The sequence below is a fragment of the Citrobacter sp. CK180 genome, assembly GCF_030333655.1.
Lineage (GTDB): Bacteria > Pseudomonadota > Gammaproteobacteria > Enterobacterales > Enterobacteriaceae > Citrobacter_B > Citrobacter_B koseri.
On sequence record NZ_JAOWFM010000030.1, the window covers coordinates 62997 to 77366 of the forward strand.

Here is a 14370-nt window from a genome sequence, read left to right on the forward strand (position 1 = left end):
TTTCTCCGTCTTTCTGACAGCGTAAAAAAATGCCGCGTATAGTGATACTTAGAATGTACCATCATAAAATTTACACGCGCTAAAGAATAAAACAAAAATAGACCTGCCACTGACACTTATCATATAACCGGCAGGATATCATGAATAAACCTCTTATTAAGTTAAGTTTACTTTCAGCTTTACTCATTAGCAGCCAGGGATGGTGCGGTAATACCTCTGTTGATTTGCGTTTTGGTCATAATACCAATTCAGAAGCTAATGATTCCAGAATTAAAGTCATGCACCAGGCCGACAATGGTTTTTATTTCTCCGTTGAAGCTGCGCAAAACCATAACGATACGTTTTTTGGCGATACCGATCGCTACAGTTCCGATGATAAAGGCGTGACCGAAGCGGCCCAGGAAATAGAAACTCGCTGGCGCTTTGATTTAGGTGACGGTTACTCGGTCGCACCGGGGATGGTCACCGTATTTACGTCCAGTAATACCCATTATCGCCCTTTTATTCAGGGCTGGAAATCCTTCGATAATGGCCTTAACCTTTCTGCCCGTTATCGTTACAACACGGTGAACGATGCGCACAGCGACAGAGAGTTAGACGGCAGCGGTTATACACGTCGTGAATCTCATCAGTTCGATATATGGTTTGCCTACAATATTGGTAACTTTGGCATGTCTTATAACCCCCGTTTCCGCTATCAGGATGGCGTCGATCAGGGGACGGGCGACGATACTTACTGGGAACATACCCTCGCGTTCAACTACAAACTGGACGATGGCTGGACGCCGTACGTCGAGCTGGTCTCTCTTGATAAAACCTATATCAATGACGACGGTCATCATGAAAATGATTACGCCGTACGTCTTGGTATCGTAAAACAGCTTTAACGCGCTATGCCGCATCGTATTGCAGCAGATAACATCCGATGCGGTCTACTACCGTCAGCAGTTCCAGCTGGCCTTCTCGTTGATATAACGAGATTGCGTCAATATCAATATCCAGAGGCCAGCATAATGTTGAAATCGTCGCTAACGTGGATTCTCGTTTTGTAATCGCAATGATTTTTAATCCCTTACGTAACGCGTTTCGCGCCATTTCGACTAACGACGCCGTTTCACCCGATTTGCTGATCAACACCAGCGTACCTTTAGAGACACGCGTCAGCTGATGAACATCATTGAGAATGAGGTGCGGCAAGCTCGCCAGCGACAAAAAACGCGACAAATAATTCAGGCTGGTCAATGACGCGCCGCGCGCATATAAGAAGATATGGCTGGAATTAACCAGTATGTTGCACAGTTGTGTAATGGTCTCTTCTTTTTCATCACCAACAACATATCTTACGGGTTCGGCTATTAACCTGTCGCGAGAAAACTGATACCGTAGCTCGGTATAGCTCCGGTATCCCATTTTTTTACACACCCGATTAACGGATGTTGTAGTGGTGAATGTTTCGCTCGCAATCACCTTAGCTGAAATACCCGATATTTCATGAGCATGACACTGAATATACTCAAATATTAATCTTTCACTACCCTGAAAGGAATTCATAAAACCCACCCTTAACCTACGAATATAATATATTCTATCAATATCGTATTTATAACACTGGAATGCGAATCACACTCTATTCAACAGGTATGGCGATACGCAATTAGTACCATCAAACCTTTTATTGCCTTTTTTATTTCTCTTTATAATTTCTGCAATTCTATTGTTAGGGGTTTTACAATGACAAGGCAAAAAGTCGTCGCGATAACGGCATGCCCGACCGGCATCGCTCATACCTTTATGGCTGCCAACAAAATTGCAGCGTGGGGAGAAGAAAATAACGTCATCGTCAAAGTGGAAACACAAGGAAGCGATGGCGTCAAAAACAAGCTTTCCCGACAAGATATTGCCAGCGCAGATGCCGTCATTCTGGCAATCGATGTTCCCATCCAGGACGCTGAACGATTCGATAACGTTCCTCATCTCAAAATACGCACTCAGGAACTGATCAAAAACACCGATCGTTACCTGCGTCAGGCGCTGGCGATGGATAAAACCGTAACGGCCGCGTGTGAAGAACAGGAAGAGGCTCGCTCTGCCTGGCAGACCTTCATCGGCCATATTATGGCGGCGATCAGCTATATGCTCCCGGTCGTCGTCCTCGGCGGATTACTGATGGCGGTCGCCAAAATAACCGGGCAGTTTATTCCAATTGCCGGTACGCCGTTCGAGGTGCTGGATAAACTGGGCTTTATGGTGATCAAATTCATGTACCCGGTTTTTGCCATGTACCTCGCGTTCTCTATTGCCGGTAAACCTGCGCTGATCCCCGGACTTATCGGCGGCATTATGTCCGACGAGGTCTATAAACGCTTTTTTGATCTCGACGGTTTTATGCCCTCAGGCTTCTTCGGCGCCATCGCCATCGGCTTTTTTGTCGGTCATCTGGTGCAGTGGCTCAACAATACCATTAACGTTCGCGCCCAACTTACCACCATTAAAACGATGCTTATCGTGCCGCTGTGTACCGGCATTACGCTCGTCATCGTTATGCAGTACCTGATCAACCCCTTCTTTGGCGCAATCAACCAGGCGATGGTCGAGTTTTTCACCTCCGCTGGCGACACCGGGCGCGGTTTTTACGCCATGATGATCGCCGCAGGGACGGCCTTCGACCTCGGCGGCCCCATCAATAAAGCCGCTGGTTCGGTGGCGCTGGGGCTTAACGGCGTCAGCGAAACCTTCGATTTAACCGCCAGAGAGCTGGCGATCGTCATTCCATCTATCGGCGTCGGCCTGTCGGCGTTGCTGAATAACCGTTTTGGCCTGCCCAACGTGTTTAGCAGCGAAGAAAAAACCGTCGGCGGTACGTCTTTACTGCTGGGATTCATTGGTATTTCAGAAGGCGCCATTCCTTTCATCCTGAAAAATCCACGCCTGATTCCGGTCTTTATGGTCGGCGCGATGTCCGGCGCGCTTATTGCTATCGCACTCGGCGTGAAGCAATCGCTGCCGTTGCCTGCCATCTGGGGATGGCCGCTGGCGACAAATGTCACAGGGTATCTGATCAGCGTGTTTGCCGGTTCTCTTGTATGCGCGCTGGGCGTGCTCTTCGCCAGCCCTAAGATCGCCAAATAATTCAGGAAGTAGAAATGAGCAACATTCACGTCATCGCCCATACGCACTGGGATCAGGAATGGTATTTCACCTTGCAGGATAGCAATATTCTCGCGTCCTGGAATTTTGCGGATGTGATCCGAACCCTGGAACAGAACCCTGCGTATACCTGTTACCACTTCGACGGCCAAACGGCTGTCGTGGAAGATTTCCTGGCCGTCAATCCTCAATACTGCGAGCGGCTGAAACAGCTGGTCGCTGACAGACGGCTTTTTATCGGCCCGTGGTACACCCAGACGGATACGTATAATGTTCATGGCGAATCCATCATTCGCAACCTGAAATACGGGATACTTTCCGCGCGTAAACTGGGCCATGCCATGATGGTCGGCTATTTACCCGATACGTTCGGCCATAACAGCCAGCTCCCGACCCTGCTTCGCGGGTGTAACCTTGATAACATCGTTTTCTGGCGGGGCATCAACCATGATACGCAGGTTGAAAAGAGTCAGTTCATCTGGCAAGCGCCATCCGGCGCGCAGGTTATCGCTTGCGCCATGCCCTTCGGCTATGGCGCGGCAAAAAATATTCGTGCAGACGACGCGCATCTGCACGACAAAATATTCCCAATCGTTAACCACATCCGCCAACGCTCCGGCCTGAACGATCTGCTCCTGCCCTGCGGCGGCGACCAGGTCAATATTGATCCCCATCTGCCGGAGATACTGCGTATCGCCAGCGCATGTTCCCCTGAGGGAGATCGTTTTCAGATCTCCTCTCTGGAAGCGTACATTGACCACCTTCGACAACAGGCATCAGGATATGATCGCTGGCAAGGGGAATTAAAATCTCCCCGCTATACCCGCATTCATAAAACAATCGGTTCAGTACGTTACGACATCAAAAAGAAGAATTATGACGTTGAACAGTTCCTGTTAGGCAAGCTCGAACCCACCATTGCGCTGGCGCGTTATCAGGGCATTGAAGTCAACGTGCAATGGGTTGACCAGATATGGAAAAACCTTCTGCGTAATCATGCGCATGATTCCATCGGCGGGTGTAACAGCGATGCCACCAATCGCGATATTCTCCATCGCCTTGAGCAAACGGAACAGCTTAGCCATAGCCTGTGGAATCTGGTCGTAAAAGAACTGGCGACCGCCAGTTGTGAAGAGGGCGATCTTTTCGTCATCAACCCCAGCGCCACCGCCTGGTCGGGCATTATCAAAGCCACATTATATAGCCGTACGGCCGGTATTGAACTCAGCCATCATGCGCGTCCTCTTCCGTTCAGCGTTCTCGAACGCACGCAGGTCTCCGGCGGGCGCACGGTTCAGGTTACTGTGCAGGGCGAAAAAGAGGTCGAACTTCCGCCTTATTACCGCTGGCAGGTCGCTATTGACGCGCCAGCGTTACCGCCGCTGGGTTATACCCACATTCAGGTGCAGGAATCGTCACGCATCGCGCCTGCAATGCGCAACTGCGCTGAAAGCGCCATTGAAAACAACGATTACCGGCTGGTGCTGCATGCCGGTTCGCTGTCGCTTCATGATAAGCGCAACGGCCGGGTAATATCCGACCTGCTGGCCTTTGAAGACTGTGCGGATGCGGGCGATAGCTATGACTTTTCGCCGCTGGAGGGCGATGTTCCGCAGCGCTGCCACACATTTACGCTTATTGACTGCGAGAAAGGCCCGCACATTGAACGGATGACGCTAAGCGCCACGCTGATGCTGCCCCCTTCGCTGGCGGCGCGAGCGGCGCAGGATGTTCAGCCCTACCCTGTACGCCTTGTCTGCGAGCTTCGCCAGCATGACGCTCAGCTTTTTATCGACGTTTCGCTGGAAAACACCGTCTGCGATCACCGCCTGCGCTTACTCATCAACAGCGACATTCGCACCACGGAATCCATCGCCTCTCAGCCCTTTGCCGTCATCCGGCGTCCTGTTGCCGAGGCGCCAGCCGACTGGCGTCAGCCGACTGGCGTCAGCACTATAGGGAAAAGCCGGTCGATATTGAAACCAGCGAGGGCATTATCGCCATCGAGGAAAACAACCGCTCGCTCATCATCAATAGCCTGGGCATGAAAGAGTTTCAGATATGCCAGAACGAGACGGCGCAGATAGCGTTGACGTTGTTTAAATCAACGGGAGTCCTGGGACGTGACGATCTTGACTGGCGACCCGGACGCGCTTCCGGCATTAATAATACCGTCGTCAACACGCCCGACGCGCAACTGCTTAAACCGCTGCATTTCAGCCTGACGCTGGCGCTTGCCGATCGGGCCGACCCTATGACGTTAAGGCATCTTGAAACCCGCGTGACGCGCCAGCCATTCACCTGGCAAAATCAGACGTTGAACACGCTGGACAACCGCCTGGAGCGTTTTACGCTCAATTTTGTTTCGCGCTCGCTGCCGGAAACATTCAGCCTGCTGACGCTTCCCGAACCGCTGATGCTTTCCGCAATACCCCATGCCCATACGGTAGACGGAACAATCATTCGCATTTTCAATGCCGGAGAGCACCCGGTGCCGCTCCCGCCTTCGCTAAGAAATATTCCGCAGATCAATTATCTGGAAGAACCTGTCGCAGATTGCGCCACCATTTTGCCTTGCAGTACGTGTGATTTTCTTTTTACTCATCAGGAGCGTAACGAAAAAGTATGAGCCAGAACGCCCATCATACCTTCATCAAAAACACGTTAGCTCAGCTTTATCCCCATGCGGATCGGTACGCGCTGGCGGCGAAAATCGAGCAACTCTGTCAACGCTGGAAGCTACGGGAGCAAACCGCCGCGCCTTTGGATCAGAGCCGGGTGTGGATGATAGCTTACGGCGACAGTATCCATAGCGGGGACGCAAACGCTCTTGCCTGTCTGCATCAGTTTTCGACACGCTGGCTTAAAGGCGTCATCAGCGACATTCATCTGCTGCCCATGTTCCCGTGGACATCTGATGATGGCTTCAGCGTTAAAGATTATCGCCACATTGCGCCAGAGTTAGGCCAGTGGTCAGACATTGCAGCGCTGGCAGGCGATTTTAATCTGATGTTTGATTTCGTGATTAACCATATCTCTCAGCAAAGCCGCTGGTTCCAGGGCTATTTACACGGCGAACCGCGTTATCAGCACTACTTTATTAGCGCCGACCCTGACGATGACTACCATCTTGTCACGCGTCCACGCGCCCTTCCCCTGCTTACGCCATTCAAGCGCAAAACGGGGGAAACCGTACATATCTGGACGACATTCAGCGCCGATCAGATCGATCTGAATTTCCGTGAACCTGACGTGTTACTGGAAAGTATCGACATCCTGCTGGAATACGCAGCGCGCGGCGCGCGCGCAATCAGACTCGATGCGATCGGTTTTTTGTGGAAAGAGCGAAACAGCACCTGTATTCACCTGCCGCAGACGCATCTGATCGTTAAACTCTGGCGCGCCATTCTGGATACGACCTGGCCTGACTGCCTGTTGATTACGGAAACCAACGTCCCGCATCAGGAAAATATCAGCTACTTCGGCAACGGTGATGAAGCTCACATGGTGTATCAGTTCCCCTTGCCGCCGCTGACGCTCCATGCCTTTTTACGCGGTAACGCACGCTGGTTACGCCAGTGGGCGCAACGTCTGGAACAGGATGCGTTTCCCGACAAGACGACCTTTTTTAATTTCCTCGCCAGCCACGACGGCATCGGGCTGCGTCCCGTGGAAAATCTCCTTTGCGCAGAAGAGCGGCAGTTTCTGATAAGCGAGGTAGAACGCAAGCAGGGGCGTATTTCATGGAAAACCAACCCTGACGGCAGCCAGTCGCCGTATGAACTTAACATCAACTTTCTGAGCGCATTGAGCGAGCCTGGGGAAAGTCCCGACGACCAGCTCGCCAGATTCACCGCCGCGCACGCCATCCTCTTTATGCTGCGGGGCGTGCCTGCAATCTATTATCACAGCCTCTTCGGCAGTGAAAATGACAACGCCGGGCTGCTCGAATCGGGCATAAATCGCCGCATTAACCGGGAAAAACTGGACGCTGCCACGCTCCATGAGCAGTTGCTCTCGCCGGAAACGAGACAATCCCGAATCTACGCGTCTCTGGCGAAGTTAGCGCATATACGTCAGCAGCATTCCGCATTTTCTCCGTTCGCCTCGCAGCGCGTTCCTGAATTGCCTGACGCGCTCTTTGGCGTCGTTCGCCAGCATCCTACAGAAGGCGAAACGCTGTACTGCGTCGTGAACGTCACAGGAATACCACAATCACTTTCACTGCCTGTCACAGGAACAGATCTGCTGACGGGCGCAGCATTCAACGGCGCTTGCGAGCTTTCCGGCTGGCAAACGGTATGGATTCTCGCTGATACGCAACCGGAGGCATAACATGGAGTTGTCCGCGCTTACGCATTCTGAACTGATTTTTATCGATCCGCCGCACCGCACTCCTGAAGCGGTGATCGAGGAAATGTCCGCTGCCCTGTTCAGGCAGGGCCTGATCAACGACAAGGCGATGTTTATTGATAGCGTCCTGCGCCGTGAAAGCGAAGGGCCCACGGCGTTGGGAGAGTCGCTGGCTGTTCCACATGGGAAATGCGGCTCGGTTGTCCAGGCCGCATTTAGCGTCGCCCTGTTTCGCCAGCCCGTCATGTGGCCGGGTCTTGAGGGGGACGAGGAGGTTCAGTTGGTATTTCTGCTGGCGATTCCCCCAGAAGAAGCAGGCAGTACGCATATGCAATTATTAACCCGGCTGACCTCATCTCTGGTGGACGATAAAGTGCGTGAATCACTCATCAACGCTTCCTCTGCCGAAGAGGTGCTTGCGCTGCTCTCGCCAGATGCGCCTTCGGTTTCGCCAGAACCCGCCATTGCGGTGAAAAACACCCGGCTTGTCCCCCTGGTTTTGGGGATCGTCGCTGTTGCTGCATTTATCAATGCGGGTATTCACTGGATGAACGCAACAGCGCAATAACCCCTCCTGCGTCAAACCGGTCGTTTCTTTTCGCGCCGGTTTGACGAACGCCTGGCTTAACGCCCGAATTTTGTTGAATTTTTACGCAATTTTTAAGTCCAAAAATTTACATTAAGCGCAAGCGCCCGCCATTCGTACTCTTAAATTTTTACTTTGTTCTGAATCAATAAAATCGTAAACATCTTTGATGCAAATCACTACATATAGAACTTAAAATGCAACCCGACCCAATATGTTGTATTAATCGACTACAATTGCTACAAACACAACACGACGCCATAACGGTGATGTTGTGGATAACGTGGGTCGGGATTGCGGGAAGTCGTTGGATAGAGAGATGAATAAACCCACGCAGACTTCCTCAGCCTCTGTGGATAACCTGTTCTTATAAATATGGAGTGATCATGACACCGCATGTGATGAAACGAGATGGCTGTAAAGTGCCGTTTAAATCAGAGCGCATCAAGGAAGCCATTCTGCGTGCAGCTAAAGCAGCGGGAGTCGATGACGCAGATTACTGCGCCACCGTCGCAGAAGTCGTTAGTAACCAGATGAATGAGCGCAGCCAGGTTGATATCAACGAGATCCAGACAGCCGTTGAGAACCAGCTGATGTCCGGGCCGTACAAACAACTCGCTCGCGCTTACATTGAATACCGCCATGACCGTGATATTCAACGTGAAAAACGTGGCCGTCTGAACCAGGAAATTCGTGGCCTGGTTGAGCAAACTAACTCCGCGCTGCTGAACGAAAACGCCAACAAAGACAGTAAAGTGATCCCGACCCAGCGCGATCTGCTGGCCGGTATCGTGGCAAAACACTACGCCCGTCAGCATCTGCTGCCGCGTGATGTGGTGCAGGCGCACGAGCGTGGTGACATTCACTATCACGATCTCGACTATTCTCCGTTCTTCCCGATGTTCAACTGTATGCTGATCGATCTGAAAGGCATGCTGACGCAGGGCTTTAAGATGGGGAATGCGGAAATCGAGCCGCCGAAATCCATCTCCACCGCCACGGCCGTAACCGCGCAAATCATCGCGCAGGTCGCCAGCCATATTTATGGCGGCACCACCATCAACCGTATTGATGAAGTGCTGGCGCCGTTTGTTACCGCTAGCTTCAATAAACACCGTAAGACCGCCGAAGAGTGGCAGATCCCGGACGCTGACGGCTACGCGCACGCCCGTACTGAGAAAGAGTGCTACGACGCTTTCCAGTCTCTGGAATACGAAGTGAATACGCTGCACACCGCCAACGGACAGACGCCGTTCGTCACCTTTGGTTTTGGCCTCGGCACCAGCTGGGAATCGCGCCTGATTCAGCAATCCATCCTGCGTAACCGTATCGCAGGTCTGGGTAAGAACCGTAAAACCGCCGTGTTCCCGAAACTGGTGTTTGCGATTCGCGACGGTCTGAACCACAAGTTTGGCGATCCAAACTACGACATCAAACAGCTGGCGCTGGAGTGCGCAAGCAAACGCATGTATCCAGACATCCTGAACTACGATCAGGTGGTGAAAGTGACCGGTTCGTTCAAAACGCCTATGGGCTGTCGCAGCTTCCTCGGCGTCTGGGAAAATGAGAACGGCGAACAGGTTCACGATGGCCGCAACAACCTGGGCGTCATCAGCCTCAACCTGCCGCGTATCGCGCTGGAAGCCGGTGGCAATGAAGCAACGTTCTGGAAGCTACTGGACGATCGCCTGGTGCTGGCGCGTAAGGCGCTGATGACCCGTATCGCCCGTCTGGAAGGCGTGAAAGCCCGCGTTGCGCCAATCCTTTATATGGAAGGCGCCTGTGGTGTCCGCCTGAAAGCTGACGATGACGTTTCCGAGATTTTTAAAAATGGCCGCGCGTCAATTTCGCTGGGCTATATCGGTATTCACGAAACCATCAACGCGCTGTTTGGCGACAAACATCTGTACGACAGCGAAGCGCTGCGCGCTAAAGGTATCGCCATTGTCGAACGCCTGCGTCAGGCGGTGGATCAATGGAAAGACGAAACCGGCTATGGCTTCAGCCTGTACAGCACGCCGAGCGAGAACCTGTGCGACCGCTTCTGCCGTCTGGATACCGCTGAGTTTGGCGTCGTGCCGGGCGTGACCGATAAAGGCTACTACACCAACAGCTTCCACCTCGACGTGGAGAAGAAGGTGAACCCGTACGATAAAATCGATTTCGAAGCGCCGTATCCGCCGCTGGCGAGCGGTGGCTTCATTTGCTACGGCGAATACCCGAACATTCAGCACAACCTGAAAGCGCTGGAAGACGTCTGGGATTACAGCTATCAGCACGTGCCGTATTACGGAACCAACACGCCAATCGATGAGTGTTACGAGTGCGGCTTTACCGGCGAGTTCGAGTGCACCAGCAAAGGGTTTACCTGCCCGAAATGCGGTAACCACGACGCCGCGCGTGTTTCAGTCACCCGCCGCGTATGCGGTTATTTAGGCAGCCCGGATGCGCGTCCGTTTAACGCCGGTAAGCAGGAAGAAGTGAAGCGCCGCGTTAAGCATTTAGGCAATGGGCAGATCGGTTAATCCGCTGTCACGTTAATGCCCGGTGGCGCTACGCTTACCGGGCCTACGGACTGCACTCTTACTGTAGGCCGGGTAAGCGTAGCGCCACCCGGCGTGGTTACAGACTATGAACTTTCACCAGTACTACCCCGTCGACATCGTCAACGGCCCCGGCACGCGCTGTACTCTTTTTGTTTCCGGGTGCGTGCATGAATGCCCCGGGTGTTACAACAAAAGCACCTGGCGGCTCAATTCGGGTAAACCGTTTACGAAAGAGATGGAAGACCAGATCATTAACGATCTGAACGACGAGCGGATTAAACGCCAGGGGATCTCACTGTCTGGCGGCGATCCGCTGCATCCCCAAAACGTACCGGACATTCTGAAACTGGTGCAACGCATTCGCGAAGAGTGCCCCGGCAAAGACATCTGGGTATGGACGGGTTATAAGCTGGATGAACTCAACGCCGCGCAAATGCAGGTTGTGGATCTGATTAACGTGCTGGTGGACGGTAAATTCGTACAGGATCTTAAAGACCCGATGCTGATCTGGCGCGGCAGCAGTAACCAGGTCGTCCATCATTTACGTTGATCGCACTCTTTAACGCCGTTTCTCTGCTTCAGGATAAACAAATGTAATGCGTTATAGCATTACATTTGCATTAACATTCATTTCTGGAAAACGCCTCTCAAAAACGGCTCACGCACTCCATCGCTACCGCTTTGAACTCGGCAAAATTCTGGCTGGCGCAGAGTCGCGTCATGGCGCGTTCACGCAGGAAAGTGACAAAAATATCGTAGATCGCCATTGCTTCTTCGTACTCGCTTTTACTGATGGCGAGTAAAAAGATGACGTGCGCCGTCTCATCTCCCCAGACGATGCCCTGCGGCGCGAGCACGGTATAGACCACCGTTTTCTTCGCCAGCAATCCCAGGGCGTGCGGCAGGGCGATGCTGTCACCTAACATCGTGCTGACAATGGCCTCACGCTCAACCACCGAGTCGAGAAACTCCGCATCCACAAACCCCTCGCTTTGCAGCTGATCGCACAATGTCTTAAACAGCGTCTGCTGATCCATTGCACCGTCGATAATGCGAAAGTGGGCGGCGTCGAAGTATTTGTTCAGCATCCACGGGCGGGTTCTGTCCACCAGCACCAGCTTGCCGATCTGCTCCAGCTGGTAGTCGGTAGGGAATGGCGCAATCATGACCACCGGCTTATCTTTTTCGCTGACGCGCGCGGTAGAGATGACAAAATCTTCGGCAATGCTGTCCCGCTGCTCATAGTCACGCAGAGTCAGGGTTTTCACGATCTCAATCTGCGGATATTTCCGCGCCAGCACCGCTTCGATCATGCGTACCATCGCATTTCCCGCGTCACATACCAGCAGGATTTTAGGCTGCCGTTGGTAACCGATGTTGTAACTACGCTCCAGCCCAACGCCAATATGCAATACCAGAAAACCAATCTCGTTTTCGCTGATGGTATACGGCGTGTATTTTCCCCAACCCGACACGGCCGCCAGCGTCATATCCCACGCCATAGGGTAGTGCTGCTTAATGTTTTCCAGTAGCGGATTGGGGATCATTATCTGATAGCGCACCCGCGTGATCATCGTTTTGATGTGGGTGAGCAGGTCGGCATGTAACTGTTTGTCATTCAACAGGTTATAGTTGTACTGCGTGTTGATAAAACGGAGGATATAGTTAACCAGCGCTTCATCGTCATCGGCATTGATGGCGCTGGGAGCAATCTCCTGCACCTGCCGTGCGGCAATGTGTACCTTCAGCCAGTTCTCTTCAGACGCCGACAGCGGTTTATCCGCCAGGTGTTGCAGCACCGCCGCAATATCCCGCGCCGCGAAGCAGACGTTGTCCTCCACCTCTTCCGTGGTAAATTCCGACAGCGGATACCCTTCGCTGATGCGCCGTACCGCGACGGCGCAATACAGGCGTAAAAACAGCTCGCCTTCATCTGTCAGACGAATACGAAAACGGGTAAATATTTCCTGTAAAATCGGCTGCAATTGCTCCGGCACGCCCGCGTTAAGCGCCTCTTCCACAATCAACGGGTTCGCCGGATCCTGCTGCGCCAGCGTCCACAGGAGATCGGTCAGACACGCGCGGATCGCCATTTCGCTGCCGAACAATTTCATGCCGTGGCGCGGGCGGGTTTCCAGCGTCAGATGATAGCGGCGCAGCCACTCGCGAACTTCCGCCATATCATTTTGCAGCGTCGCGCGGCTGACGAACCACTCATCCGCCAGATCTTCCAGTTTGAGCGAGAATATAGTCATTCGCACCCTGAGAATTACACTTTAAGTGATTCAGGGTATGCGCTTACTGGTTACGAATATTGAGCGAGAATCACGTGATGATCGCCGCTTTTCTTTCGAGCCAGTGGGTGCTCCACGTTCGCTAACGAATACTCAGGGCATGCAGATAAACTGCTGGCTATATTTCTTTCGAAGAGCGTGGAATGCATACCAATCCCCGATAAAAAGGAGTTGGTGATGACTGCGACTAATCAATTTGCTGCGCACGTTGGTCTGGACTGGGCAGATAAAAAGCACGATGTCTGTGTTCAGTTTAAAAACGGTGAACGCACATTCCATGTGATTGAACATACGCCGGAAGCACTTGATGTCTGGCTTACCGAGTTACACCAGAAGGTAAAAGGCAGGATCGCTATCGCCGTTGAGCTGAAGAAAGGTCCCGTGGTGTATGCTCTTCAGAAATATCCATTTATCACCGTTTTCCCCGTCCACGCTTTGTCCCTGGCTCGTTACCGGCAGGCCTTCTCGCCCAGCGGCGCTAAAGATGACCCGCAGGATGCCGAGCTGGCATTAGAGTTAATGCTGCGTTATCCCCAAAAGATAAAAGCCATTGAACCCGACAATGCGGATATCCGGTTACTCCAGCAACTGGTTGAGCAGCGCCGTCAGCTGGTTGAAGATAAACGCCGTTTTGTGAACCGGATAATCAACACACTTAAACAGTATTATCCTCAGCCACTGGAGTGGTTCTCACATCGGGGTAGCTTACTATTGTGTGAGCTGATTATCCGGTGGCCCAGTCTGCAACAACTGAAACGAGCGAGGCGCGACACGATCCGCAACTTTCTGAATGCCAAAGGTGGCCGCGCAATGGCTCTTACCGAGCAACGTGTTGCGAGTATTGATAACGCGATCCCATTGACTACAGACCCGAGCGTTATAGAGGCTAATGCTTTGATGGCAACAGCACTGGCGACACAAATTAAAGTCGTGAGTGAAATCATCAAAACCTATGACGAACGAATCGAAGCGTTGTTTGACACATTGCCAGATGCGGAGCTGTTCAAATCACTTCCGGGCATGGGGCCGTGTATGGGCCCACGAATGCTTGCTGCACTTGGTGATAACCGTGACCGGTTTAACAGCGCTGAAGAAATTCAAAACTACGCAGGTATTGCACCGGTGACAGAACGAAGTGGCCAGAAATCCTGGGTTCACTGGCGATGGCAGTGTGCCAAGTTCGTCAGGCAAACCTTTGTTGAATGGGCTGCCAAGACGGTTAATTCATCATACTGGGCCAGACTGTATTATCAGGGCCTCAGAGAGAAGGGCAAATCTCATCAGTCTGCGATCCGGGCACTGGCGTTCAAATGGATAAGGATCATTTACCGCTGCTGGAAGGCCAGAACCCAGTACGATGAAGCAAAATATTTGCTGGCTCTCGAAGCGCGCCACTCGCCCTTACTGAAGCCATAAAAAGCTTGTCGAATGTCTCAGGGCGTGA

8 protein-coding genes and 2 pseudogenes are annotated in these 14370 nt (G+C 52.4%); 8 read left to right on the forward strand and 2 right to left on the reverse strand.

Annotated elements, in window-relative coordinates; translation table 11 throughout:
- Positions 1–140: 140 nt before the first annotated feature.
- Positions 141–887, forward strand: a complete 747-nt coding sequence (locus tag OGV50_RS02935; protein ID WP_047459367.1) for an oligogalacturonate-specific porin KdgM family protein — start codon at positions 141–143, stop codon at positions 885–887.
- A gap of 4 nt (positions 888–891) precedes the next feature.
- On the opposite strand, the gene OGV50_RS02940 is transcribed toward OGV50_RS02935, so the two are convergent.
- The gene (locus OGV50_RS02940) at positions 892–1551 is read right to left on the reverse strand and encodes a MurR/RpiR family transcriptional regulator (RefSeq protein ID WP_012134352.1); all 660 of its coding nucleotides are present in this window, start codon (positions 1549–1551) and stop codon (positions 892–894) included.
- Positions 1552–1731: 180 nt separating this feature from the next.
- On the opposite strand from OGV50_RS02940, the gene OGV50_RS02945 reads away from it, so the two are divergent.
- The 6 genes and pseudogenes from OGV50_RS02945 (at position 1732) to nrdG (ending at position 11182) form a co-directional block, all read left to right on the forward strand.
- Positions 1732–3129 (forward strand): PTS fructose transporter subunit IIC, encoded by a 1398-nt coding sequence (locus tag OGV50_RS02945; protein ID WP_286488305.1) that lies wholly within the window; start codon positions 1732–1734, stop codon positions 3127–3129.
- Between the two features lie 14 nt (positions 3130–3143).
- A pseudogene (locus OGV50_RS02950) lies at positions 3144–5776 on the forward strand (glycoside hydrolase family 38 N-terminal domain-containing protein).
- Positions 5773–7482 carry a sugar phosphorylase gene (locus OGV50_RS02955; RefSeq protein ID WP_286488306.1) on the forward strand — a complete coding sequence of 570 codons (1710 nt, stop codon included), beginning with the start codon at positions 5773–5775 and terminating at the stop codon, positions 7480–7482. The pseudogene OGV50_RS02950 and the gene OGV50_RS02955 overlap by 4 nt, the downstream one beginning before the upstream one ends.
- A 1-nt stretch (position 7483) precedes the next feature.
- Positions 7484–8068, forward strand: coding sequence for a fructose PTS transporter subunit IIA (locus OGV50_RS02960; RefSeq protein ID WP_286488307.1), 585 nt, complete (start codon positions 7484–7486; stop codon positions 8066–8068).
- Positions 8069–8472: 404 nt separating this feature from the next.
- Positions 8473–10611 carry an anaerobic ribonucleoside-triphosphate reductase gene (gene nrdD / locus OGV50_RS02965; protein ID WP_047459384.1) on the forward strand — a complete coding sequence of 713 codons (2139 nt, stop codon included), beginning with the start codon at positions 8473–8475 and terminating at the stop codon, positions 10609–10611.
- Between the two features lie 106 nt (positions 10612–10717).
- Complete coding sequence (nrdG, locus tag OGV50_RS02970; RefSeq protein WP_012134360.1) at positions 10718–11182, forward strand: anaerobic ribonucleoside-triphosphate reductase-activating protein; 465 nt, start codon at positions 10718–10720, stop codon at positions 11180–11182.
- 97 nt (positions 11183–11279) lie between these two features.
- Here the strand turns inward: nrdG and OGV50_RS02975 are convergent.
- Positions 11280–12881, reverse strand: a pseudogene (locus OGV50_RS02975) (BglG family transcription antiterminator); the annotation flags it as partial.
- 222 nt (positions 12882–13103) lie between these two features.
- Here OGV50_RS02975 and OGV50_RS02980 point away from each other — a divergent pair.
- On the forward strand, positions 13104–14342 hold the full coding sequence (locus tag OGV50_RS02980; protein ID WP_003030308.1) for an IS110 family RNA-guided transposase: 1239 nt from the start codon (positions 13104–13106) through the stop codon (positions 14340–14342).
- The last annotated feature ends 28 nt before the right edge of the window (positions 14343–14370 follow it).